This is a genomic window from Nocardia sp. NBC_01503 (genome assembly GCF_036327755.1).
Lineage (GTDB): Bacteria > Actinomycetota > Actinomycetes > Mycobacteriales > Mycobacteriaceae > Nocardia.
This window is the reverse complement of record NZ_CP109596.1, coordinates 4,336,545-4,359,527: the sequence shown is the minus strand read 5'-3', so window position 1 is coordinate 4,359,527 and position 22,983 is coordinate 4,336,545. Positions and strand designations below refer to the sequence as shown.

Genomic DNA, 22,983 nt, shown 5'->3' with positions numbered 1-22,983 from the left:
TGTGAATCACGTCACCACCGCACCCCCACCGCGTCGCCTGCGGGCCGATGCGGCGCGCAATCAGCAGCGCATTATCGCCGCCGCGCGCGAACTCTTCGCCGATCGTGGCCTCGAGGTCACCCTCGATGACGTGGCCGAACGCGCGGGCGTCGGCGTCGGAACCGTCTACCGGCGGTTCGCGAACAAGCAAGAGCTCATTCTCGAGGTCTTCGACGCCATGGTCACCGAACTGGCCGCGGCGGTGGAGCTGGCGCTACACCATCCGGATCCCTGGCAGGGCCTGGTGGAGTTGTTCGACTACTCCTGCCGCCATATGGCAATCAATCGCGGTTTCGGCGAAGTCGTACTGGAGATGCATGACAGTATGGACCGCTTCACCTGCATGAAGGAACGGGTGCGCCCGGGTATGCAGGCGGTGATCCGCCGCGCCAAGGAGTCCGGCGCGCTGCAGCCCGATATCGAGGCGGGCGATTTCTTCGCCATGGTGAATATGGTCGACGCGGTCGCGGGCTTCGCCCGGCCGGTCAATACCGAAGTGTGGCAACGGTATATGGCGCTGGTGCTGAACGGCGTGCGCGGCGACGGCGTGCCGCGGATGATCTCCGCGCAGCCTCCGCTCACCGACGACGAGGTAGAGCTGGCCAAAGCCGCCATGTGCAACAGCCGGAAACGGTAGCGCGTCTCACACTCGCGGTTTAAAGTTGGTCGCATGACCAACTCTTGGGCGAACTGGGCCGGAGATCAGAGCTGCACTCCGGCGGTTATCGCCGACCCGAACACGCCCGAGGAACTCGCCGCCGTGCTTGCCGGTGCCGAGACCGCCGGACATACGGTGCGCGTCGCCGGATCGGGTCACTCCTTCACCGAGACCGTGCTCACCGACGGCACACTCGTACGGCTGAACAAGCTCGACAAGATCCTCTCGGTGGATCGCGCGAAGGGCCTGGTTCGCGCGGAGGCGGGCATTACGCTCAACGCCGCCAGTAACGCGCTGCACCCACTCGGCCTGGCCTTCCCCAATCTCGGCGATATCGATGTGCAGTCCGTCGCGGGCGCGACCGCCACCGGCACCCACGGCACCGGCGCCAAACTGCAGAACCTGTCGGCCGCACTGCAATCGGTGGAGCTCATGCTGGCCGACGGCAGCCGGGTGGAGCTCAATGAGCAGACCGATCCGGACGGCTGGCGCGCGGCGCGGGTGAATGTGGGCGCGCTCGGCGTGGTCACCGCGGTCACCCTGCAGATGGTGCCGTCGTTCGTACTCGAGGGCGTCGAGCGACCGGTGCCCGTGGAGGACGTACTCGCCGATCTGGACAGCTATGTCGACGGCAATGAGCACTTCGAGTTCTACATGTTCGCGCACTCCGCGCTGGCGATGACCAAGGCCAACAACACCGTCGAGCTACCCGAACAGCCGCGCGGTAAGGCCATGGACTGGTTCTCCGACGTCCTGGTCACCAACTACACCTTCGACGCGCTCTGCAAACTCACCCGCGCGCGGCCCGGTCTGATTCCGTATATCCAGCGCGCCGCCGCCTACGCGGGCAGCTATCGGCGCCAGGTCGAGCGGTCGTATCGGGTCTTCGCCAGTCCGCGACTGTTCCGCTTCACCGAGATGGAGTACGCGATTCCGCGCGCCCACTCCCCCGATGCCATTCGCGAAATCAAGGATGTGGCAAGGCATTTCAATACCGCCATGCCGATCGAGGTGCGCTGGGTCGCACCCGATGACGCGTTCCTGTCCCCCGCCGGTGGCCGCGATACCTGCTATATCGCGGTGCACCAGTACAAAGGCATGGATTACGAGCCGTACTTCCGCGCGTGCGAGCGGGTGTTCGATCGCTACAACGGCCGTCCACACTGGGGTAAGCGGCATTTCCAGACCGCCGAGACGCTGAGTGAGCGCTACCCCGATTGGGAGAAGTTCGCCGAGGTGCGTAAGCGTTTCGACCCGCAGGGGCGATTCACCAATGCCTATATCGAGCGGGTACTCGGTCCAATCGGATGAAATAGCACTATGATCGGTTGCTGAAAGATCGCTGCATTTGTCAGAGCTGCTCGTCGGAGTGTCCCGGATGCACGCCCGATCCCGGGCGTGACCACACGCGAGGAGGTTTCGATGTCTTCTTTCAATGACAACGTCAACGACGCGACCGATAAGGCCAAGGCCGCCGCGGAGGATGCCGCGGACAAGGCCGAGGGCATGGCGGAACATATGGAAGACCGCCTCAAGCACGCGACCGAGGACGTCAAGGAGAAGGTCGGCGGATTCGTCGACAAAATGAAGGAACGACTCGGCGGCGCGAAGTAGGGCAGCCGATTATGCCGACGAATGACGATATCGGCGACAGCGCCGATAAAGCCGCCGCCGATATCGCCGGTGGCGCCGGAGAATTGGCGGACAAGGCACAGGCGGCCGCCGGGCAGCTCGCCGAACGAGCGAGCGGTGCGGCCGCCGAGCTCGCGGACCGCGCCAGCAGCGCCGCCGCCGACCTCGCCGATATGGCGAAGGCGTTCGCCGACAAGATCAACACCGATGACCTGCAGGGCACGCTCGAACAGGTACGAGCCAATCTCGAGCATGCCGCACAGGACGTGATGGCAGCGGTCAACGAGATCGTCGAGGCCGTCAAGAACAAGGTCGGAAAGTAGTACCCGCAACCCCGATGCCGAGCCGCCGCGCTCGGCATCGGGGTTGCGTCGCAATGGAGTTCGGACCGCCAGCCAGACTCGACAGAGGACATCCACTGTGAGCGCACCGAGTAAAGCCCCCTCCGATCCCGCACCGATCCATCATCGAGTGGCGGTCGCGCCCAGGGTGTTCTGGCCCTCGGCGATCGTGGTGACGGCATTCACCATCTACGCCATCGTATTTCGCGATCTGGCCGCCCGGCAGGCCAAGGCCCTGCAGGACAATGTGATCGGCACCTTCGGCTGGTACTACATCGTCATTGTCACACTGTTCGTGGTCTTCGCCATCTGGCTGGGGCTGGGCCGATTCGGCGATATCCATCTCGGCGAGGATGGCGAGAAGGCCGAATACTCCATGGGGGCTTGGCTTTCCATGCTGTTCGCCGCGGGCATGGGTATCGGCCTGGTGTTCTGGGGTGTGGCCGAGCCGCTCTTCCACTACGACGAGCCGCGACCCGGCGTCGGCAGCACGGACGCGCAGCGCGCCGATGCCGCCATGGTCCAAACCTTCCTGCATTGGGGTATTCACCCGTGGGCGATCTATGTGGTGGTGGGTTTGGCCATCGCGTACTCGATTCATCGCAAAGGGCGGCCGGTGTCGATTCGCTGGTCACTGGAATCGCTTATGGGCGAACGCATTCGGGGTTGGCGCGGGGATGTCATCGATATCGTCGCGGTGATCGGCACGGTCTTCGGTGTCGCCACTTCGCTGGGGCTGGGCATTCTGCAGATCTCGGCGGGGTTGAATTTCCAAGGCTGGCTGCACGAACCGGGCAAGGGCCTACAGGTGGTGCTGATCATCGTGGTCACCGCGCTGGCGACCATCTCGGTGGTGACCGGGGTCGACAAGGGCATCAAACTGCTGTCCCAGGCGAATATGGGCGTGGCCGGGGTGCTGCTGCTGTATGTGCTGGTGGCCGGGCCGACGCTGTTCATCGTCAATGATCTGATCCAGAACATCGGCTCCTATATTCAACAGCTGCCGAAGATCAGCCTCTACACCGGTGCGACCGAGGGGCCGACGGGTACCGCGTGGACGCAGCAGTGGACGGTCTTCTACTGGGGTTGGTGGATCTCCTGGGCGCCGTTCGTCGGTGTCTTCATCGCCAGGATTTCGCGCGGCCGCACCGTCCGCGAATTCGTCGCCGGAGTATTGCTGGTGCCGACCCTGCTGACCTTCGTCTGGTTCGCGGTATTCGGCGGGGCGGCCATGCATCGCCAAATGTTCGGCGGCGGTGACCTTGTCGGCCCGGACGGTCCGGACCGCGACAGCGCGCTGTTCGCAATGCTGGATACCCTCCCGGGCGGCAGTATTACCGCAGGTCTGGCGATCCTGGTGATCGTGCTGTTCTTCGTCACCTCGGCCGATTCCGGTGCGCTGGTGGTGAATATGCTCTCCTCCGGCGGAAATCCGGAGCCGCCCAAATGGAGTCGCGCCTTCTGGACCTGTATGCAGGGTGCGGTCGCGATAGCGCTGCTGGTGGCCAGCGGTACCGGCACCGCCGCCCTCACCACCCTGCAGACCGTCGCGATCCTGATCGCCCTACCGTTCAGCATCGTCATGCTCGCCATGTGCTGGGCGCTGGTGCGGACCTTCAAGGCCGAGCGCGGCGGCTGATCAAAGTGCGCTGACCGACACCGCACCCGCCAGTGTGAGCACTGCCAAGTGGGGTGTGCCGTATTCAAAACACGCCGCACCCTGGCCCTACACTGCGATGCTGGAAGATTACGAATTCATCTCGGATTGGATATCGCTGCGTCATGCTCAAGGGTTTCAAAGAGTTCCTGATGAGGGGCAACGTTCTCGATCTCGCGGTCGCGGTGGTCATGGGTACCGCCTTCACCGCGATCGTCACCTCGGTGACCAAGGGGTTGATCGAGCCACTGCTCGCCACCGCGGGCGGGAACAGCGAATTCGGTCTGGGATTCCAGATTCTCGCTGGTAAGCCCTCTACTTTCGTGGCCCTGGGCCCGATCATCAGCGCCTGCATCAACTTCGTGACCGTCGCGGCGGTGCTGTACTTCGTCCTCATCCTGCCGATGAATCACCTCAAGGCTCGGCTGTTGAAGCCGACCGCGGTCAAGGCCGATCCGACCGAGTTGGAGCTGCTCACCGAGATTCGCGATCTGCTCGCCAAACAGCGCGCCGATGAGGGCGACTCACTGAGCAAGTAGGTCGCGGGCGTCTCCTCGAAACCCCGCTAGGGTGCTAGCCAGAGTGTTGCTGAACACCTTGGACGGCACCTATTCGAGGAGGCGGTATGCGCGGCCGCTGGGCCATGCTCGCGGTGCTGTGCTGCAGCCTGCTGCTGGTCGCCATGGACGCCACGATTCTGAATGTGGCGCTGCCCGCACTGATCGACCATATGGATCCCAGCCCGATGGAGCAGCTGTGGATCGTCGACCTCTACGGTCTGGTGCTCGGTGGCCTGCTCATCACCTGCGGTGCGATCGGGGATCGGTACGGTCGAAAGCGGCTGTTCCTCGCGGGATTCGTGCTCTTCGGACTGGCCTCGGTGGTGGCGGCGACCGCGCATACGCCCGCGCAGCTCATTGCCGGGCGGGCGCTACTGGGCGTCGGCGGGGCCATGGTCATGCCCTCGACGCTCTCGCTGATTCGCAATATCTTCACCGATGATCATGAGCGCACCCAGGCCATCGGCATCTGGGCCTCGGTGGCGGGGGCAGGTGCGGCGATCGGACCGCTGGTCGGTGGACATCTGGTGGAGGCGTTCGGCTGGTCCGCCGCGTTCTGGCTGAATGTGCCGGTGGTCGTGGTCACGGTGACCGCCGGGGTGTGGTTACTGCCCGAATACCGTGCGCCGCAGGTCGGCAGGCTGGACTGGTTCAGCGCGGTGCTGTCGGTGCTCGGCATCGTGGCGCTGGCATGGGGTATCAAACATGTGGCCAAGGGGAATCCGGCCGCCATCGATGTGGTGATGCTGGCGGCGGCGGTGCTGCTGCTCGGGTTCTTCGCATTCCGGCAGCTGCGGTCACCAGATCCGCTGCTGGATGTGCGGCTGTTCCGCAATCGGGCGTTCACCGCGGCCGCATTGGCGACGCTGGTGGCCATGCTCGCCATCGGTGCCGCGCTGTTCCTGATCTCGTTGTGGCTGCAATACATTCACGGCTACACCCCGTCGGAGGCCGGACTGCGCACCGTGCCCGCGGCCATTGCCACCCTGCTCGGATCGCTGTCCACGCCGTGGCTCATGCGGCATGTCGGGGTGCGGTTGCTGATGGGGTCCGCATTGGCCACACTGGCGGTGGGTTTCTTTGTGCTGGCGGCGATTCCGACCACCACCTATCCGCTGGTCGCGCTGGTGCTGGTGTGTCTGGGTATCGGTGACGGCATCGCCATCACCACCGCCGCGGCGGTGCTGGTATCCGCGGTGCCGCCGGAGCGGGCCGGAATGGCGGGGGCGGTGGAGGAGACCAATTACGAACTCGGCATCGGGCTCGGGGTAGCGCTGCTGGGCAGCATTCACGGGCGCCTGTTCGTCTCGCATATGACGGATCTGCCGCTGCACGGTGAGCAGCTCGATACCGCGCGCGGATCGGTCGGCGGGGCGGCGTACGTGGCGGATCGGGTGGGCGGTGCACAGGGGGCGCATATTCTCGAAATCGCCCAGCATGCTTATGATTCCGCGCTCACCACCACCTCGTGGATCTCCGCCGGACTGGTCGGCGCGGTCGCCGTGCTGACCGTGGTACTGGTGCCGCGCGGCTTCACCGCCACCGCCGCGCACTGATATCTCCCGGAATATCCGGCCGATCCCCACACACCGGCCCCGCCTCGGATCACCCGGTCCCGCCGCCGCTCACACCGATTCTATGCGCAGGTTGCGGGCTACCACGCGGCGCGAAACCTCGGCCAGCGACAGACCGTTGATGAAGGCGTAGGCGCGTAGGCGGGCGTAGGCGTCGGCGATGTCCACGCCGAGTTGGGTGCTGGTCATGGTGGCCGCCTGGTGAATCCATTGGCTGGACAACGGTTGCGCCCACTGCTGGGCCGCTTCGCCGGAGGCGAGCACCAGGCTCGCGGTCACCAGATCGGCGATGTGCAGGGCGGCCGAGAGCAATCGCGGGCTGGGGCGGCCGACCGTATCGCGGTACATATCCACCGCGCCGAGCGGGATGGGGCCGAGCCGCAACGGCACCGCGAACATGGAGCCGGAGATCGGTTTGCCCGCAAGGGCTTCGGCGAAGCCCGGCCACCGCTCGCATTCCGAGCCGAAGTCGGTGACCACCACCGGGATCCCCTGCGCCAGTGCCGCGACCGCGGGTCCCTCTCCTGCCGTGGCCTGTGCCTTCTCCACCAGATCGGCGAAATCGTCACTGGCACACCAGGGTTGCATGCCCGCGTCGATCTCGTGCAGCACTATGGCCGCACGCCGGACGGGCAGTACCCGTACGCACGCTCCGCATACCGCCGTCAGCCCGCCGCCGGCGGCGCGGACCGCCCGCAGGAAGTCTCCCGTCAGCTGGTCGAACTGTGATGTACCCATTACTCGAACCGCCCCACACTCATCGTTCCGCGAGGAGTTATTCGGTGCCCGAGGCCCATGGTTCCGTCACAGGTGCGCAACGAACAGGGCCGAAAGTCCCTCAGCGGCACGAGTACCCGTCACGCGAGGGGTGCCCGGCCGAAAGCACGCCGGGATGACGGGGAGGTCAGTGGGACCGGACCGCCCCCGCGCCACTCGCGCGCGAGGCCCTCCGCATGCGACCTACTCCACCAGCCCCGCTTCGGCGGGCTTGTGGGACACGCCGAGTCGGTACAGACCCCGCAGGTCATAGGTGTGTGTGGCGATCGCACCGAGCGCGATGCCCGCGGCGAGTCCGAAGAGCGTCATCCAGAGTCCGGTGGCGAGCCCGGCCGCGAGATGTCCGTCGAAGAACAGCAGCGACCGCACCGCCAGGTAGATCTGATGCATGGGCTCGAAATTCGCGAGGAAGGCGATACAGCGCGGTGTCGCCTCGATGGGAATGCTGCCCGAGGACGAGGGCAGGCCCAGCACCACGAAGACGATCATATTGATCAGCAGACCCGCGGTACCGAAGGCGGCGAGCACCGAAAGTCCGGTCACCGCAACGGCGGCGATGGCCAGCGCGCCGTAGAGGAACAGCGGCAGCGCGTGCTCGATCGGCATATCCAGCAGCTTGGCGACGCAGAGGAACACCCCCGAGGCAATGGGCGCGGTCACCGCCGCCATGGCCCACTTCACCAGCAGTGTGCGCCAGCGCGAGATGGCCACCGGGGCGATATGGCGGTACCAGGGCCCGTACTCGGCGGGCACATAGCCGAGCACGTTGTCGACCATGGCGTGAATGATCATGGCCCCGCTGAAGCCGACGAACAACAGGATGAGTGTGTAGAAGAAGGCCGACAGCCCCTGCCCGGTGCCCTCGGGCAGCGGCCGGAACGGGCTCACCACCACATCGATGGGCTTGGCCAATTGCAAGCGCGCGGCACCGCTGAGTTGGGTCGGCGCGGTACCCGGCGCGGGTGCGAGTTTGGCCTTGACCTGGTCGGTGAGCTGGGCGCCGACCGTCGAATTGACCTGCACCATGGCCCGATCGGAGATGCGCTGCACGATCGAGGCGGCGTAGGTGCTGGCGCGCGGATTGGTGTGCACGGTGATCACCGGCCGCTCCACATCACCGGGCACCACCGAGGCGGCGGCCAGAATGCTGAGCCGCTTGGTGAAGTCACTGGGTATGACGATCTCGCCGTAGACCTTGCCGTCCGCGAGGTCGCGCTGCGCCTCGCTGATGCCGACCACCCGCAGGTCGATCTTGTCGGCCGGAATCTGCTTGGTGAGGGCGTCGGTGATCTGGTCGCCGATATTGAGCGGCTTACCGTCGAGGATGTCGCCATCGTCCTGATTGACCAGGGCAATGGGGAAATCGTGCAGGTTCTTCTCCGGATCCGACGTGTACCCCAGGTACATGGTGCCCAACAGCGCGGCAAGCAGGGTGATCACGAAGATCGGCGCAATCCAGCCGCGGAGCGGCACACTGTTTTTCGTCATAGCATTCGCAAATGTAGGCACCGACAACAAAGTAGTCAATGCCAACATCGACGAGTGTGTCCGATATCCTGCTAGACACCATGCCCGTCACCAGCCCGCGCTCCTACCACCACGGCGACCTTCGAGCCGAACTCCTGCGCCGCGCCGAGACCCTGCTGCGCCGCGCCGGGGTCGACGGATTGTCACTGCGCCAGCTCGCCCGCGACACCGGGGTGAGTCATGCCGCGCCGAGTCGGCACTTCCGGGATAAACAGGCGCTGCTGGACGCGCTCGCCGTATCGGGCTTCGAGCGGTTGGGGGCCTCATTCGAAAAGGCCGCGGCCACCGGCACACTGCTGGAGCGAACCACCGCGGTGGCGCGGGCCTATCTGCGTTTCGCCATCGACAATCCGGCGCTGCTGGCGGTCATGTTCGCGCGTAAACAGCAACAGACCCCGGCCATGCAGGCGGCGGTGGCGCAGGCGCTGGCCATGCCGGTCGCCATGATCGGCGAGGCGCAGGAGCAGGGCGAGGTGGTGCCGGGCGATCCGCGGCGGTTCTGCCTCTCGGCCATGGCCGCGCTACAGGGTTTGGCCACCTTCGTCGGCTCGGGCTTCATCGCCGCCGATGATGCGGACAGCTTGTTTGAAGAGACCGTGACCCACATGTTGGACGGTTTGCGTCCCCGTCACTGAAAACCGGGCACCGCACCGTTACCTTTGGTGCGGACCATTGCATTCGAACCAATTGCATACGGGACCATCGCGGACGGCGACAATCGAAGGCGGGCAGTGACAACCGAGGGCAGGCTGTGACCATCGAAGGCAGGCAGTACGGCGGGCGGGCCGTCACCGAGCGCAAAGCCGAACGCCGCCAGCGGTTTCTGGACGCCGCCATCCAGATCTTCGGTGAGCACGGGTACGCCAACTGTTCCCTCGCCGATGTCTGCGCGGCCGCCGGACTCTCCAAGCGACAGTTCTACGAGGAGTTCGCCACCCGCGAGGATGTCTTGGTCGCGGCCTACGACCAGATCCAGGACGAGGCCGCCGCGGCGCTGGCGAACGCACTCGCCGAGCTCGGGCCGGATCCCGATCCGATCGATACCGTCACGCTGGTGCTCTCGGCCTTCCTGAGCTCGGTCGGCTCGGACCCGAATCGCGCCAAGGTCGCCTTCGTGGAGGTGGTCGGGGTCAGCCAGGCCATGGAGGAGCATCGCCGCGCGCGCCGACATGCCTGGATAGACGTGATTCGCAAGGCCCTGGAGCCGCTCGCCGGACCGGGTGCGCGCATCCGCGGCAATCCGGAGATGGCGGGCAGCGCCCTGATCGGCGCGGTCAACGGCCTGGCACACGAATGGCTGCTGTCGAATCCGCGCCCGCCGGTCAGCGATCTGGTGGACATGCTTGTGCCCGTGGCGGTTTCGCTCATCATCCAGGCGTGAGCCGGGTTTGCCACCCGGACCTGTTGTGGCCCAACCCTTTCCCCCTTACATGAGCTGGCGCATGAAGTAGGTGTACTCGAGCGCGTTGGTGTGCGCCTTCTCGTCGTTATCGGCCCCGGCGCCGTGCCCGCCCTGGGGGGCCTCGTAGAAGAAGTACGGGTCATCGAGCGCGGATAGTCGAGCGGCGAATTTGCGCGCGTGCTGTGGCCCGACCCGATCATCCTTGGTGGTCGTCCACACGAACGGCTCCGGATACTTCACGCCCGACCTCAAACGCGCGTAGGGCGAGATGGATTCGAGGAAGTCGCGTTCATCGGGCACCGACATGGAGCCGTACTCACCCACCCAGGACGCGCCCGCCGCTATCTTCTCGTATCGCTCCATATCCAGCAGCGGCACTTGGATATCCACCGCGTTCCACAGCTCCGGATGCTGGGTGAACTCCACGCCCATGAGCAGCCCGCCATTGGAACCGCCCTGTATGCCCAGATGCCGCGGTGTGCTGATATCGCGTGCGATGAGATCGGCGGCCACCGCGGTGAAATCGTCGAAAGCCTTCTGCCGCTTGGTTTTCAGCGCGGCCTCGTGCCAGGCCGGACCGTACTCGCCGCCACCGCGAATATTGGCGATGACATACGCGCCGCCCTGCTCCAGCCACGACTTGCCCAGCAGCCCGTTGTATCCGGGTGTGGAGGAGGTCCCGAATCCGCCGTACGCGTACACGATGGTCGGGGTGCTGCCGTCGTACTTCATATCGGCCGCGTGCACGATGAAGTACGGCACCTTGGTGCCGTCCGCCGAGTCGGCCTTCAACTGCTCCACCACGAATCGCGACGAATCGAACCGTGCCGGTGCGGATTTCACCGCCACCAGCCGCCCGTCCGCGACATCGAGGCTCCACAGGGTGGAGGGTGTGAGCAGTGCGGTGACCGACAGGTACGCGGTCTCACCATGCGAATCCGCGTCCACCGCGTAGACGGAGGCATTGTCCGGCAGCGGCACCGGCGCACCGGTCCAGGTGCCGTCGGGCTGCGGGGTATAGACCGTCGCGCGCCCCTTCACGTCGTACAGCGAGGTCACCACGGCATGCCCGCGCGTGGTCATGACCGATTGGAACGCCTCCTGCGGACCGGGGGTGTACAACACGGTGGGGCGTGGCGCATCCGGATGCCGGGCCAGCTCATCGGCGTCGAGGGAGATGAGCGAACCGGATCGGAAGGTGGTACCGCCGACGGTCCAATCGTCGCGCGGCGCGACCAGCACCCGATTGCCGACCATGCCCTCGAGTTCGGATTTCGGCGGCAGCGCCAGCCGCACCGGCTGTCCGCTCACGATCAGGTTGAACTGGGCTTCGAAGAAGGAGGGGCGGCGCACCACCATGCTCACCCGATGGCCATTACCACCGTCCAGCACGATCGGCGCGGTGCCGAGGCCGTCGGACGGATCGCCGCGCAGCACCTCGGCAGCCTGTTCCAGGGGTGCACCGCGATGCCAGGTCTTGACGATGTACGGATACCCGGAGGCTGTCTTCTCCCCCGGTTGCCATTCCCGCGAGACCAGCAGCGTGTCATCGTCCGCCCAGGCGACGTACTGCTTCCCGCGTTCGAGGGTGAAGCCACCCGGTACGAATTGCCCGGTGCCACGGTCGAATTCGCGTACGGTCAGCGCGTCCTCGCCGCCCTCGGAGAGATTCACCAGACAGCGGGTGCCGCGGTTCGGGGCGCAGTTCATGCCCTCCCACACCCAGTTCCGGCCCTCCGCGGCGGCCAGCGCGTCGAGATCCAGGACCGTCTTCCACCGTGGTTGCGGTGCTTCGTAATCGGCGACGGTGGTCTCCCGCCAGATACCGCGCTTATGCTCGCCGTCCTGCCAGAAGTTGCCGATCATCCCGTCGCGGAACTCCGGTGCGGGCAATCTGTCCGGTGCGTTGGCCAGCGTGGTGGCCTGTGCGAGGTTGTCCGCGTAGTGCGGATCCTGCTCCAGCACCCCCAGCGTTTTGGCGTTCTCCGCGGCGACCCAGGACTGCACGCGGGGACTGTCCAACTCCTCGAGCCACTGGAATTGATCACCAGACGAGCCGGACCCGCCACATCCGGTGACGACCATGGCGACCACCGCGACTATCGTGGCGCGCCAGCCGAATCCGGTTCCCACACGAGCCATGAACACCCCCGTTTCATGATCATGCCTTCGCCCCGGGCGAAGCCTCGACGCGCAGATTACCCCGCCCCGGCGACACATTCACGGACGAAACCGAGCCGTCGGGATGCGGGTCCGCGGCGGAATCGAATCTGTCGGTGCGACCCGGCATGATCGCCGAGTATGACGAGTGAGGACGCCTGGCAGGTCCCGGCGGAGTGGTGGGCGAAGGCGGAACCGTTCCGGGGGCGGAACGCGGCGAAGGCGCGGGAGATCACGTCTGATGCGACGGCGGAGCTGGCGAATCTGCTTGCCCGGTTCCGCCCGAGGACATGGGAGAGGCTGAAGTCGGCCCCGCTGGGCGATGAGACCGTCGCGGCCGCGTGGGCATATCTCCGGGCGCCGGAGACACCGGTGCCCCCGATCGCCGCGGCGGTCATCTGGGCGCTGGCCGATTACGAGCAATCCCGTGGTGACCAGCAGACACGGGCGAAGATGCGGGATCTGTTCCTGGACAGTTGGATTCAACTGCACGGACCGGACTTCGCCGCCGAGGTCGTGGTGCGGCGCCGGCGCGTCGTAGTGGAGAGCCACAGGACGATCCAGGGCGTCTGGCTGGACGAACTGGGATACGCCGAGCCCGACGACCCCAACCTCATCAGCTTCGACATCATGGCGCAGCGACTGCGCGAGCACCTCACCGGCATATCGGAGGAGCAGTATCGGGCTGTGGTGCGGCGCCTTTCGGAACTGCGCGACGAGCCGGGCACGGTGTGGGCTCGGCTGGCCTGCACGTATCTGCTTCCCGACCAACAGGATTGGCTGGAGGCGGATCTGGCGGCCGAGGGGCGGGGACCACGCAGCCGGGCACGGACCATGCTCGCCTCGTGCCTGACGACCGAGGAGCAGTTCCAGCGCCTGCTGAAGGTCTCGGGGCCGCCGCTGTACAGCCCGGACGCGCAGAAATACAGCATGCTGGCGCAGGTCGGACCGGCCGTGGTGCCGATGATCGTGCAGCAGTTCGAGTGGGCCTCGGGCAATAACTGGACCGATGACATCAAGGTGCTGGCGGAGATGCTCGCTCATGTTCCGACCGATGCGGCCTATCAGGCGCTGCTGGATCGGATCGAGAACAAACATGTGGCCGCCGCCTTGGACAGGGCCTCGGCCAGATATCCGCGCCGGGCCATGCGGCTGCTGTCCCGGCAGGCCGCCGAATCGGCGACGCCCCTGGTGATCCGGACACTGCGCCTGCACGCGGTCTCGTACTCGGCGTTGGTCACCGAATGCGCTGTGGCCGAGGCACTTCCACTGCTGGAGAACGCCAAGCGGCTGCCGACGGCCGAGCCCGCGCAACTTCCGCCCGTGCTCACGGCCGAGCGACCCAAGAAGGGCCCCAGGCTGCCGAAATGGCTGGTGCCCGAGCTCCTACCGCAGCTCCGCTTGCGTGAGGTGCGCTCCGCACTTCCGGATGCGGATGCGGCGCGGTTCATTTCGATGCTGCTGGCCTCCGGCGCGCAGGGCGACCACCCCGATGTGGCCGAGGTGATCGCCGCCGTCGATCCGGTCTCGCTGGCCGAATTCACCTGGGCCGTCTTCGATGCCTGGCACCTGGCGGCCTATCCGGCGGTCAAGAACGGCTGGGTGCTGCACATGCTCACCCTGACCGGCAATGACGACACCGTGCGCCGCCTGGTTCCGTTCATCAATGCCTGGCCGGGCAAATCCGGGCAGGCCAGGGCGGTGACGGGCCTGCGGGTGCTGGCGGCCATCGGCGGCGAGATCGCGCTCATGCATCTGCACACCATTGCCGGGAAGACCAAGTACGCGAGCCTGCGCACCGAGGCCGAGGCCCAGGTGGCCGCGATCGCCGAGCGACTCGGCCTGGCTGAGGAGGAGCTGGCCGATCGGGTGGTTCCGCATCTGGGCCTGTCCGCGGAGAGCACGCTGCGGCTGGACTACGGTCCCCGGCAGATCGAGATCGGCCTGGATCATGAACTGCGGCCGAGTATTTCGGTCGGAGGTAAGCCGGTGCGCGGTATGCCCAAACCCGCCGCGGCCGATGATCCCGAGCTCGCGCCGGTCGCCTATCAGTCCTATCGTGATTTCGCGAAGGAGCTCAAGACCGTCACCACCGATCAGCTCCGCCGGTTCGAGGCCGCCATGGTGGATGGCCGGCGCTGGCGAACTCCGGCACATCGCGCCATGATCATCGATCATCCGGTGCTCGGTCAGTTGGCGCGACGGCTGGTATGGGCGACCTTCGCCGCCGACGGCACGGTCACCGGATCGTTCCGGGTCGATCAGGACGGCACCCTGGCCGATGTCGAGGATGAGCGACTCGAGCTACCCGATGACGCCCTGATCGGGATAGCGCATCCGGTGCACCTGGGTGCGGAGCTGGAGCGCTGGCGGGAGGTGTTCGCCGATTACGAACTGCTGCAACCGTTCGAGCAGCTGGAGCGCGCGGTGTATCAGCTCACCCCGGCGGAGGCGACCTCGAAGGTGTTGCCGCGCTTCGTCGATCGCAAGGTGCCGACCGGCAGGCTCTACGGTCTGCGGCAGCGCGGCTGGGAGCTGGGCTACACCTCGCTGCAGCGGAGTTTCGGCGTGAACCGGGAGGTGACCGTCAGCATGACCCCCGGGATTCACGGCGGCTACAGCTATGAGGCCGAGGAACAGGTGATCACCGGGGTGCGTTTCGGAGGCGATGGGTTCGGCGAGCTCGACGCCCTCACCGCCTCCGAACTACTGCGTCAGCTGGAGCGATTGGCGGCGTGAGCTCCGGCGCGGCGGCCGAAGAACGAGCCCGCACCGAGCTGGGTGCCACTGGCATAGCCCTTGCCGTCCTGGGCGAGGGTCGATGCGGTGGCACCCGCCGCGTACAGGCCGGGGATGGGTGAACCGTTGTCGCGCAGGACTTCTCCGTCCACGGAGGTGCGCAGGCCGCCGAGGGTGAAGCCCGCGTAGAGCGCCTTGCCCAGGGTCAGGTCGAAGGCCGCCCACGGGCCGGTGTCCTGCGGGGCCAGCCAGTCCGGATACTTGTGGAAGTCCGGATCCGCACCGCGCGCGGCATGCTCGTTGTACCGGTCGAGGGTGGCCTGCAGTGCCGCATAAGGGATTCCGAGCGCCTCGGCCATCTCCCGCACGGTCTCCCAGCCGTCGATGAACGGTGCGAGCGGGAACATCGGCCGCTCCATATGTTCGGAGTCGACGATCAAATACGCTGCCGCGCCGGGCTGTTCGAGCACGAAAGCGGAGGTCCGCGCGTGATAGGAGTCCTCGGCGACGAAGCGCTCACCCTGCTGGTTCACGATGAGTCCGGTCAGCAGGGTCGACGGCGGGTATACCGGCGCGGTGACGAACGCCTGGTTCATATTCCGGGTCGCACCGCCGGCCGCCGCACCGAGCCGCAGCCCGGTGCCGTCGTCATAGGTGGTGCCCAGTACGAACGGCTTCTCGGCCAGCCAGGGCACATGCTCGGCCACCATTTCGGTGTTCATGACGAAGCCGCCGGTGGCGAGCACCACCGAATTCGCTTTCACCGCACCGGTTTCGCCCGGTCTGCGCCAGCGCACACCGACAATTCCGCCGTCGGCGTCGGCGACCAGATCGGTCACCCCGGTCTCGTACCGGACCTCGACGCCGAGCGCGGCGGCCCGCTTGACCAGCAGTTCGATAATCAGTGCCGCACCCTGGGTATCTCCGGGCACCGGCACCTTATGCCCGCGCGGTGCGGGTACGGCCGCGTCACGATATGGCCAGACCTTCTCATTGCCGGTGTACATCAGCCCCTCGGTACCGGGCTGAATGACCGCCTTCTCCGGATAGTAGCTGCGCTCGAATTGGAATCCGAGCCCCTCCAGCCAGTCGAAGTGTTCGATACTGCCGTCGCAGTACGCGCGGATCTTGTCCGGCTCCGGATCGCGCGCCACCGACAGCAGGTATTTGTACATCTCGTCGGCCGAATCCTCTTGGCCGGTCGCCTGCTGCACCGCGGTGCCGCCGCCGAGGTAGAAGTGCCCGCCCGCCAGCGCGGTGGTGCCGCCGGCCACGGCGGCGCGCTCCAGGATCAGCACTCGCGCGCCCCGCGACGCCGCCTCCACGGCCGCGCAGCCACCCGCGATGCCGAATCCGGCCACCACCACCTCGAATTCGCCGGACCATTCGGTAACCGACTCCACCGCAACGACTTCCGGCACCTTCGTGCTCACAGCGCCCCCTTCTTGATCTGTTCGAAGAACATTCGCATATTCGGTCCGACCTCGGCGAGTTCGATATACGGCACCCCGGCCGCCGCGCCGTCGAGGTAGGCGAAGCGCATCTGCCCACCCATGTTGCCCTGCTGTACGACGTCGATGCCCTGCGCGGCAGCGTCTTTCAACGCGGCGTCGAAGTCCGGCGGCTCGACGCAGACGTGATGCAGTCCGGGGCCGCCGCGCTCGAGGAATTCGGTGTAGATGGAGGCGCCGCGGACGGGCTGGATCAGCTCGTACTGGGTGTCACCGTTGTAGGAGAGCGAGATGTGCGCGGTGAAGTCCGCCGGTGCGCCGCGATAGGTGCAGGTTTCGGGTCCGAAGTGCACATCGGGCATGCGGGTCCAAGCCTGCGCGCCGAGCATCCGCCCGAGAAATTCCTCGCTCCGCGCCACATCCGTGACGACCCAGGCGATCTGGGTTATCGGTCCTGTCGACAGCATTGTCGTCTTCGCTCCTCTGTGCCGCTTCTCGCGAGCGTAACCCGAATCGGCGGTGGCGACCCGGGCAAAACGGAAGGCCCGGTCCGTGGGACCGGGCCTTGTCCGCCGCGCCGAATTATGCGGTGGCGACGTGTTGTGCGGCGGCGGATCGAGCCATGGCCTGACGCATCCGCTTCACCGTGCGAGCGGTGATCACCATGAGCGAGCCGATGGTGGCGACCATGAGCACGCTGGACAACCACGCCATGGTGCTGATCGGCAACTGGTAGGCGAGCACGACGCGGAGGACGGCCTCGCCGGAAAGACCCACACCCCAGAGCATTGCGATACCCCGGTGGGTGCGGCGCACGGCGGGATCGGTCCGGTACGCGTTTTCGATCTCGGCGAGGCGTTCGGGGGCACCGGCCAGGGCCTTGCGCATGGCCGCGTAGGTCAGCGGTTTGCCGATAATGGCGCTGATCAGGAAGGCGAGGCCGACGCCGGCGGTGCCGACCGAATCCCGCACGATCATGATGCGCGGATCACCGCTGATCAGTGCGCCGATCAGGCCGATGACGAAGCCGATGAGCACGATGGCGGCGATGGGATCGAGTTTGCGGGCGCGGACGGCGGGAATCAGCACGATCGCGGCCGAGGCCACGGCACCGCCCAGCAGTGCGGTGAAATCGGAGTAGCCCATCGAGTGCAGTCCGAAGTACGCGGCCATCGGAATCGCGATATCGCGGGCGACCGGTGCGAGCATGCCGCGAATGCCCGGACGTGGTGCCGCCTGCGGAGCGGCCTCGGTGGTGTCGATGGCGGTCATGGCGTTCTCTCCCCTGTTGTTTCGGCTGTGCGCTATGGGAAGAACGCTACGGAGATCGCGACCCGATCGAATCTGCCAACCATCACGACCCCGGCATGACAGTTGTCATGGCCGCAGGGGCGTCATACGTGCGCGGATTCGGCCGCGCGCAGGTGGTCGACGAGCGCGGTGAGCGCCTTGGGCAGGCGGGGCGCACCGGTGGCGAGCAGGTCCAGGCCGCTCTCGTGAACGGCCTTGGTCATGACCTGACAGCTCACCAGTCCGCGGCGGGTCGGGAAGACCAGTACCCGGCGGCGGTCGGCATCGTCGACGCGGCGGTGCACCAGATTGTCGGAGATCATGGCGTCTATCAATCGGGTCAGACTGGCACCGGTGAGCAGGGTGGCCTCGGCGAGCTGCGACATGGAGCGGCCTTCGCCATCGGCGACCGCGGTCAGCACATGCCAGCGGCCGACCGAGGATTCGCCGATACAGGCCGCGATGGCCCGATCCAATTCCTGTGATGCCAGGCGCACCAGTCGGGCCAACTCCGCCAGCGCGGCCGGGGCAGTGCTATCGTCCACCACAGCACTATATACAACGCCGTATGGTAAAGATTCAAATGGAAATATACGGTGGAGATTTCCATGGGCCACTTCAATTCTCGCGATAACCGAGCCACGGTCGATATCGCGCTGGTCATTCCACTGAGTGGTCCCGCGGGTATGTTCGGGCCTTCCTCGGAGGCGTGCGCCACCCTCGCGGTCGAGGACATCAATGCCATGGGCGGCATTCTGGATCGCCCGGTGCGCCTGCATGCCATCGATTCCGGTGCGCCGCTGTCGCAATTGGCCGAGCAGATCGGGCGATTGGTGGATGGCGGCGCTGTCGACGGGGTGGTGGGGTGGCATCTGTCCAATGCCCGCAAGGTCATCACCCCGCGTACGGCGGGGCGAGTTCCGTACGTGTACACCACCTTCTACGAGGGCGGTGAGGACTCCGACGGGGTCTATATGGTCGGTGAGACGCCGGATCAGCAGCTGTTTCCGGCGCTGCGCTGGCTGCGCGCGGAGTTCGGCGTCCGGCGCTGGTGCGTGATCGGCAACGACTATGTGTGGCCGCGTGAGACCGCGCGTGCCACAAGGGAATTCACCGCCTCCACCGATATCGATATTGTCGGCGAAGCCTATCTGCCGCTGGGCAGTCGCCGCTTCGGCCGGGCACTGGAGCTGATTCGCCACTCCCCCGCACAAGGCGTGCTGCTGTTCATGGTCGGCTCGGACTGCGCTGCCTTCAATCGCGCCTTCGCGCGGGCCGGACTGGACGACGGCCGGCTGCGGCTGTCCATGATGATCGGCGAGGATGTCCTGTACGCGGGCGGTCCGGACAGCACGCGTGGATTGCACACCGCCTCAGGCTATTTCGAGAGCGTGATCACGCCGGAGGGGATGGACTTCGGTAGTCGCTACGTCCGCCGCTTCGGCAGTTACGCTCCGGCGCTGAACAATATCGGCGAATCCTGTTACGAGGGCATGCTTTTGTTCGCCTCGCTCGCCGAGACGGCCCGCAGCCTGGACCCACATCTCATCGAAAGGCATGCGGCACAGGTCAGTTACGGCGGCCCGCGCGGTGAGGTGCGCGTGCGCGGCGCGCACACCACCCAGCCGGTCTTCCTCGCCGACGCCGACGCCCTCGAGTTCAGCGTGCTCGCCGAACTCGAGGGCTGAGGGGCGTTCGCCACTCAGCTCACGGTGGTGGGCTGAGCCAGGCCGAGGTGAGCGGCGTCGGTGGTGTCCGCGTAGCTCGGGGATTGACACTGCTCATGACAGTTCCTGGTGAGGGTGCAGGTGAGCGAGGAGATGGGTCCACCATGGAAGGGGCAGTCGTGCACCATATCCGGGAGTTCGTAACGCTTGCCATCGACGATATCCAGTAGCGTCTGACCCGCCCAGAGCGGCTCCTTCTCGATCTCCTCGCGCAGCGGATTCGGCCGTGCCAGATAGTATTTGCCGCCCGTGGCCAGGGCGATCACCGGTGTCAGCACCAGCGAGATGGCGAGTGCCAGATACGGCGACCAGGCTTGCAGGAAGGGACCGAACGCCCCGAAGTAGGCCACGATCGAGACCGCCGAACCGGCCAGCATGGAGCCGAAGCCGACCGGATTGATCGGGTACAGGTACGCCCGCTTGAACTCGATATACGGCGGGCTGATCTTCAGAATCCCCTTGTTGATCACCAGATCCGCCACGATCGCGCCCACCCAGGCGATGGCCACGTTCGAGTAGAACCCGAGGATGGTGTTCAGCACCGAGAACATATTCGAGAGCATGAGCGTGAGGGCGATGGCGATGTGCAGCACCAGCCAGACCACGCGGCCGGGGTGGATATGCAGTACCCGGCTGAAGAAGTTGGACCAGGACAGCGAGCCCGAATACGCGTTGGTCACATTGATCTTGATCTGCGACAGCAGCACCATGACGGTCGCGATGGTGAGCGCGGCCGCGTGATTGTGAATCATGGAACCGTAACTGCCCAGGAACATTTCGATGGGTTCGGTAGCGCGGGCGAAGCCGACCTGCCCGGCCACGTAGAACGCCAGGAACGCACCACAGAGCTGTTTGGCCGCACCGAGAATCACCCAGCCGGGCCCGGCGGCGAGCACGGCGGCCCACCAGCGCAGCGGCGGCGTCTCGGACTTCTCCGGCATGAAGCGCAGGTAGTCGACCTGTTCACCGATCTGCGCGATGAGTGAGAGTGCCACGCCCGCACCGGCTCCCACCGCGATGGCGCTGATACGTTCGCTGCCGTCGTCGCCCGCCCAGGACAGGAAGCCGGTGAAGCCGTCCGGATCGCTGATGGCGATCATGACCAGCGGTGCCGCGAACAGGATCAGCCAGAGCGGCTGGGTCCACACCTGGAACTTCGCCAGTGCCGACATCCCGTACAGCACAAGGGGAATGATGATCAGTGAGCCGATCAGATAGCCCAGTGGCAGCGGTAGATGGAAGGTCAGTTTCATGGCCTGCGCCATGATCGCGCCCTCCAGCGCGAAGAAGATGAAGCAGAAGCTGGCGTAGATGAGGCTGGTCAGGGTGGAGCCGAAGTAGCCGAAACCCGCTCCGCGGGTGAGCAGATCCATATCCAGGTTGTATTTGGCGGCGTAGTAGGCGATGGGGATGCCGGTCAGGAAGATGGTGACCGCGGCGACCAGGATGGCGACCACCGCACTGGCCGCGCCGTGGGTCACCGCGATGGATGCGCCGATCGAGTAGTCGGCCAGGTAGGCGATGCCGCCCAGAGCGGCGATGGAGCACGCCATCGGGCTCCACTTGCGAAAGGACTTGGGCGCGTAGCGCAGTGAATAGTCCTCGATATTGTCCTTGGCCGCCCAGTCCTGGAACCGGGACCAGCGGGTGACGGTAGTGCTCATCGGATCTCCTAGCTGAATCGCCGTGACTGGGGCTGGCGGGTCGCGGCGAAACAAGACGCTAGGTGCAATATTTTCGTATGGCGATAACCCGAATGAAAATTAACCGGCGCGATACCGGGATCTTTCGACGTAATACGAAGTTCACCGCGCGGTTTCGCTGCGGAGACATGCGGGGCTTTGTATCGTCTCCGTACGGAATAGGTTCGTTTGAAACTAAATGAGGTGAGTGAGCTTGCCCCTCTACGAGTTCCACTGTCCTGACTGCGGCAGCTTCGACGCCGGCTTCACCATGGCGGCCGTGCCCGATGCGACGGGCTGCCCGCAATGCGCGGGCAGTAGTCGGCGGCGGGTCGGCGGCGGCGCGTTCGTCCGCCCCGGATCGGCCGCCGCACGGCTCATCGATGCCACGAAACGCACCGCGAGCGAACCCGCCGTGGTGGGCGCTCCGGCGGGACGGTCGAACGCGCCCGTCACCCGGAATCCCCTGCACCGCAAGCTTCCCCGTCCCTGATACCGAAGGAGGGCTGTCATGCCCGAGTTGTTGTTCCCCCTGGATTCCCGCAAGAAGTTCACCGAGCAGCAGTTCGTTGGCCACAACCGCTGGCATCCGGACATCCCGGCGCCGGTGACGGTCAAGCCCGGCGATGAGTTCCGGGTGCATGTGCGCGAATGGTTCGACGGCGCGATCCACAATGACGACTCCGCCGAGGATGTGCTGAACGCGCCGCTGAGCACCGTGCACTGCCTGTCGGGCCCGTTCGCGGTCGAGGGCGCGCAACCCGGCGATCTGCTGATCGTGGACATTCTCGATATCGGCCCCATCCCACAGGAGGATTCGGGTCCGCTCGCCGGTCAGGGCTGGGGGTACACCGGCATCTTCCCGACCGACAATGGCGGCGGCTTCCTCACCGAGCACTTCCCGGACGCGTACAAGGCCATCTGGGATTTCAGCGGTCACACCGCCACCTCCCGGCATGTGCCCGGGGTGAAGTTCACCGGCATCATGCATCCCGGGCTGATGGGCACCGCGCCGTCGGCGGCACTGCTGTCCAAATGGAATGCCCGCGAGGGCGCGCTGATCGCCACCGATCCACTGCGTGTACCCCCGCTGGCGCTGCCGCCCGAGCCCCGCGATGCCATTCTCGGATCCCTCTCCGGCAGCGAATTCGACCGTGCCGCAGGCGAAGCCGCGCGCACCGCACCCCCGCGCGAGAACGGCGGCAACCAGGACATCAAGAACCTGACCCGCGGCAGCCGCGTCTTCTACCCGGTCTTCGTGGACGGCGCCAAGCTCTCGGTGGGCGATCTGCACTTCTCCCAGGGCGACGGTGAGATCACCTTCTGCGGCGCCATCGAGATGGGCGGCTTCATCGATCTGCGCGTGGATCTGATCAAGAACGGTATGGAGCTCTACGGCGTCAGCGAGAACGCCATCTTCATGCCGGGTAACGAGGGCCCCAATTACACCGAGTACCTGGCCTTCTCGGGCACCTCGGTCACCCTGGCGGGCGAGCAGCGCTACCTGGACTCCCAGCTCTCCTTCGAACGCGCCTGCCTGCACGCCATCGACTACCTCACCAAATTCGGCTACAGCCCCGAACAGGCGTACCTGCTGCTCGGCGCGGCCCCCATCGAAGGCCGCTTCTCCGGCGTGGTCGACATCCCCAATTCCTGTGCCACCGTCTACATCCCGACCGCCATCTTCGATTTCCCCATCGCCCCCACCGCATCCGGCCCGGCCCGCATCGATCCGGGTATGGGCGCACCCCGCGCGACCCGCTGAAT

The 22,983-nt window shown here is 66.0% G+C and carries 21 protein-coding genes; 13 read left to right on the top strand and 8 right to left on the bottom strand.

The genetic code is table 11. The features are described 5' to 3' along the window. The first annotated feature begins 1 nt into the window (after position 1). The 7 genes from OHB26_RS19615 (at position 2) to OHB26_RS19585 (ending at position 6,443) form a co-directional block, all read left to right on the top strand. Positions 2-676, top strand: coding sequence for a TetR/AcrR family transcriptional regulator (locus OHB26_RS19615; protein WP_330178732.1), 675 nt, complete (start codon positions 2-4; stop codon positions 674-676). 33 nt (positions 677-709) lie between these two features. After that, a complete protein-coding gene (locus tag OHB26_RS19610; protein WP_330178731.1) occupies positions 710-2,008 on the top strand; it encodes a D-arabinono-1,4-lactone oxidase in 1,299 nt (432 codons plus the stop codon). Between the two features lie 111 nt (positions 2,009-2,119). After that, entirely contained in the window at positions 2,120-2,311 is a 192-nt protein-coding gene (locus OHB26_RS19605; protein WP_330178730.1) for a hypothetical protein, read from the top strand. A gap of 11 nt (positions 2,312-2,322) precedes the next feature. Then, the gene (locus OHB26_RS19600; protein WP_330178729.1) at positions 2,323-2,652 is read left to right on the top strand and encodes a hypothetical protein; all 330 of its coding nucleotides are present in this window, start codon (positions 2,323-2,325) and stop codon (positions 2,650-2,652) included. Between the two features lie 97 nt (positions 2,653-2,749). Beyond that, positions 2,750-4,309: a BCCT family transporter gene (locus OHB26_RS19595; protein ID WP_330178728.1), complete on the top strand. Its 1,560-nt coding sequence runs from the start codon at positions 2,750-2,752 to the stop codon at positions 4,307-4,309. 143 nt (positions 4,310-4,452) lie between these two features. Beyond that, positions 4,453-4,866, top strand: coding sequence for a large conductance mechanosensitive channel protein MscL (gene mscL, locus OHB26_RS19590; RefSeq protein WP_330178727.1), 414 nt, complete (start codon positions 4,453-4,455; stop codon positions 4,864-4,866). A gap of 86 nt (positions 4,867-4,952) precedes the next feature. Next, positions 4,953-6,443, top strand: coding sequence for an MFS transporter (locus OHB26_RS19585; RefSeq protein ID WP_330178726.1), 1,491 nt, complete (start codon positions 4,953-4,955; stop codon positions 6,441-6,443). A gap of 69 nt (positions 6,444-6,512) precedes the next feature. Here OHB26_RS19585 and OHB26_RS19580 read toward each other — a convergent pair whose 3' ends face one another. Both OHB26_RS19580 and OHB26_RS19575 read right to left on the bottom strand, forming a co-directional pair. Continuing rightward, on the bottom strand, positions 6,513-7,199 hold the full coding sequence (locus OHB26_RS19580; protein ID WP_330178725.1) for a GAF and ANTAR domain-containing protein: 687 nt from the start codon (positions 7,197-7,199) through the stop codon (positions 6,513-6,515). 222 nt (positions 7,200-7,421) lie between these two features. Continuing rightward, complete coding sequence (locus OHB26_RS19575) at positions 7,422-8,726, bottom strand: YhgE/Pip domain-containing protein (protein ID WP_330178724.1); 1,305 nt, start codon at positions 8,724-8,726, stop codon at positions 7,422-7,424. Between the two features lie 56 nt (positions 8,727-8,782). Between OHB26_RS19575 and OHB26_RS19570 the strand changes: the two genes are divergently transcribed. After that, positions 8,783-9,400, top strand: coding sequence for a TetR/AcrR family transcriptional regulator (locus OHB26_RS19570; RefSeq protein ID WP_330178723.1), 618 nt, complete (start codon positions 8,783-8,785; stop codon positions 9,398-9,400). Between the two features lie 116 nt (positions 9,401-9,516). After that, positions 9,517-10,146: a TetR/AcrR family transcriptional regulator gene (locus OHB26_RS19565; RefSeq protein ID WP_330178722.1), complete on the top strand. Its 630-nt coding sequence runs from the start codon at positions 9,517-9,519 to the stop codon at positions 10,144-10,146. Positions 10,147-10,191: 45 nt separating this feature from the next. Here OHB26_RS19565 and OHB26_RS19560 read toward each other — a convergent pair whose 3' ends face one another. Beyond that, positions 10,192-12,309 carry a prolyl oligopeptidase family serine peptidase gene (locus OHB26_RS19560; RefSeq protein WP_330178721.1) on the bottom strand — a complete coding sequence of 706 codons (2,118 nt, stop codon included), beginning with the start codon at positions 12,307-12,309 and terminating at the stop codon, positions 10,192-10,194. A gap of 159 nt (positions 12,310-12,468) precedes the next feature. On the opposite strand from OHB26_RS19560, the gene OHB26_RS19555 reads away from it, so the two are divergent. Continuing rightward, positions 12,469-15,066 (top strand): DUF4132 domain-containing protein, encoded by a 2,598-nt coding sequence (locus tag OHB26_RS19555; protein WP_330178720.1) that lies wholly within the window; start codon positions 12,469-12,471, stop codon positions 15,064-15,066. Here OHB26_RS19555 and OHB26_RS19550 read toward each other — a convergent pair. The 4 genes from OHB26_RS19550 to OHB26_RS19535 all read right to left on the bottom strand — a co-directional run bounded on the left by OHB26_RS19550 (position 15,042) and on the right by OHB26_RS19535 (position 18,352). Continuing rightward, entirely contained in the window at positions 15,042-16,499 is a 1,458-nt protein-coding gene (locus OHB26_RS19550; RefSeq protein ID WP_330178719.1) for an FAD-binding protein, read from the bottom strand. The two genes, OHB26_RS19555 and OHB26_RS19550, sit on opposite strands and share 25 nt — an antisense overlap. Continuing rightward, complete coding sequence (locus tag OHB26_RS19545; protein WP_330178718.1) at positions 16,496-16,984, bottom strand: VOC family protein; 489 nt, start codon at positions 16,982-16,984, stop codon at positions 16,496-16,498. Before OHB26_RS19545 ends, OHB26_RS19550 begins: the two co-directional genes overlap by 4 nt. Before the next feature lie 115 nt (positions 16,985-17,099). Then, on the bottom strand, positions 17,100-17,789 hold the full coding sequence (locus tag OHB26_RS19540) for a VC0807 family protein (RefSeq protein WP_330178717.1): 690 nt from the start codon (positions 17,787-17,789) through the stop codon (positions 17,100-17,102). 122 nt (positions 17,790-17,911) lie between these two features. Then, on the bottom strand, positions 17,912-18,352 hold the full coding sequence (locus OHB26_RS19535) for a MarR family winged helix-turn-helix transcriptional regulator (RefSeq protein WP_330178716.1): 441 nt from the start codon (positions 18,350-18,352) through the stop codon (positions 17,912-17,914). 63 nt (positions 18,353-18,415) lie between these two features. On the opposite strand from OHB26_RS19535, the gene OHB26_RS19530 reads away from it, so the two are divergent. Next, positions 18,416-19,495 carry a substrate-binding domain-containing protein gene (locus OHB26_RS19530; protein ID WP_330178715.1) on the top strand — a complete coding sequence of 360 codons (1,080 nt, stop codon included), beginning with the start codon at positions 18,416-18,418 and terminating at the stop codon, positions 19,493-19,495. Positions 19,496-19,509: 14 nt separating this feature from the next. On the opposite strand, the gene OHB26_RS19525 is transcribed toward OHB26_RS19530, so the two are convergent. Continuing rightward, positions 19,510-21,198, bottom strand: a complete 1,689-nt coding sequence (locus OHB26_RS19525) for a purine-cytosine permease family protein (RefSeq protein ID WP_330178714.1) — start codon at positions 21,196-21,198, stop codon at positions 19,510-19,512. Between the two features lie 226 nt (positions 21,199-21,424). Here OHB26_RS19525 and OHB26_RS19520 point away from each other — a divergent pair, with 226 nt between their 5' ends. Beyond that, entirely contained in the window at positions 21,425-21,709 is a 285-nt protein-coding gene (locus OHB26_RS19520; RefSeq protein ID WP_330178713.1) for an FmdB family zinc ribbon protein, read from the top strand. Between the two features lie 18 nt (positions 21,710-21,727). Continuing rightward, positions 21,728-22,981 (top strand): formamidase, encoded by a 1,254-nt coding sequence (fmdA, locus tag OHB26_RS19515; protein ID WP_330178712.1) that lies wholly within the window; start codon positions 21,728-21,730, stop codon positions 22,979-22,981. The last annotated feature ends 2 nt before the right edge of the window (positions 22,982-22,983 follow it).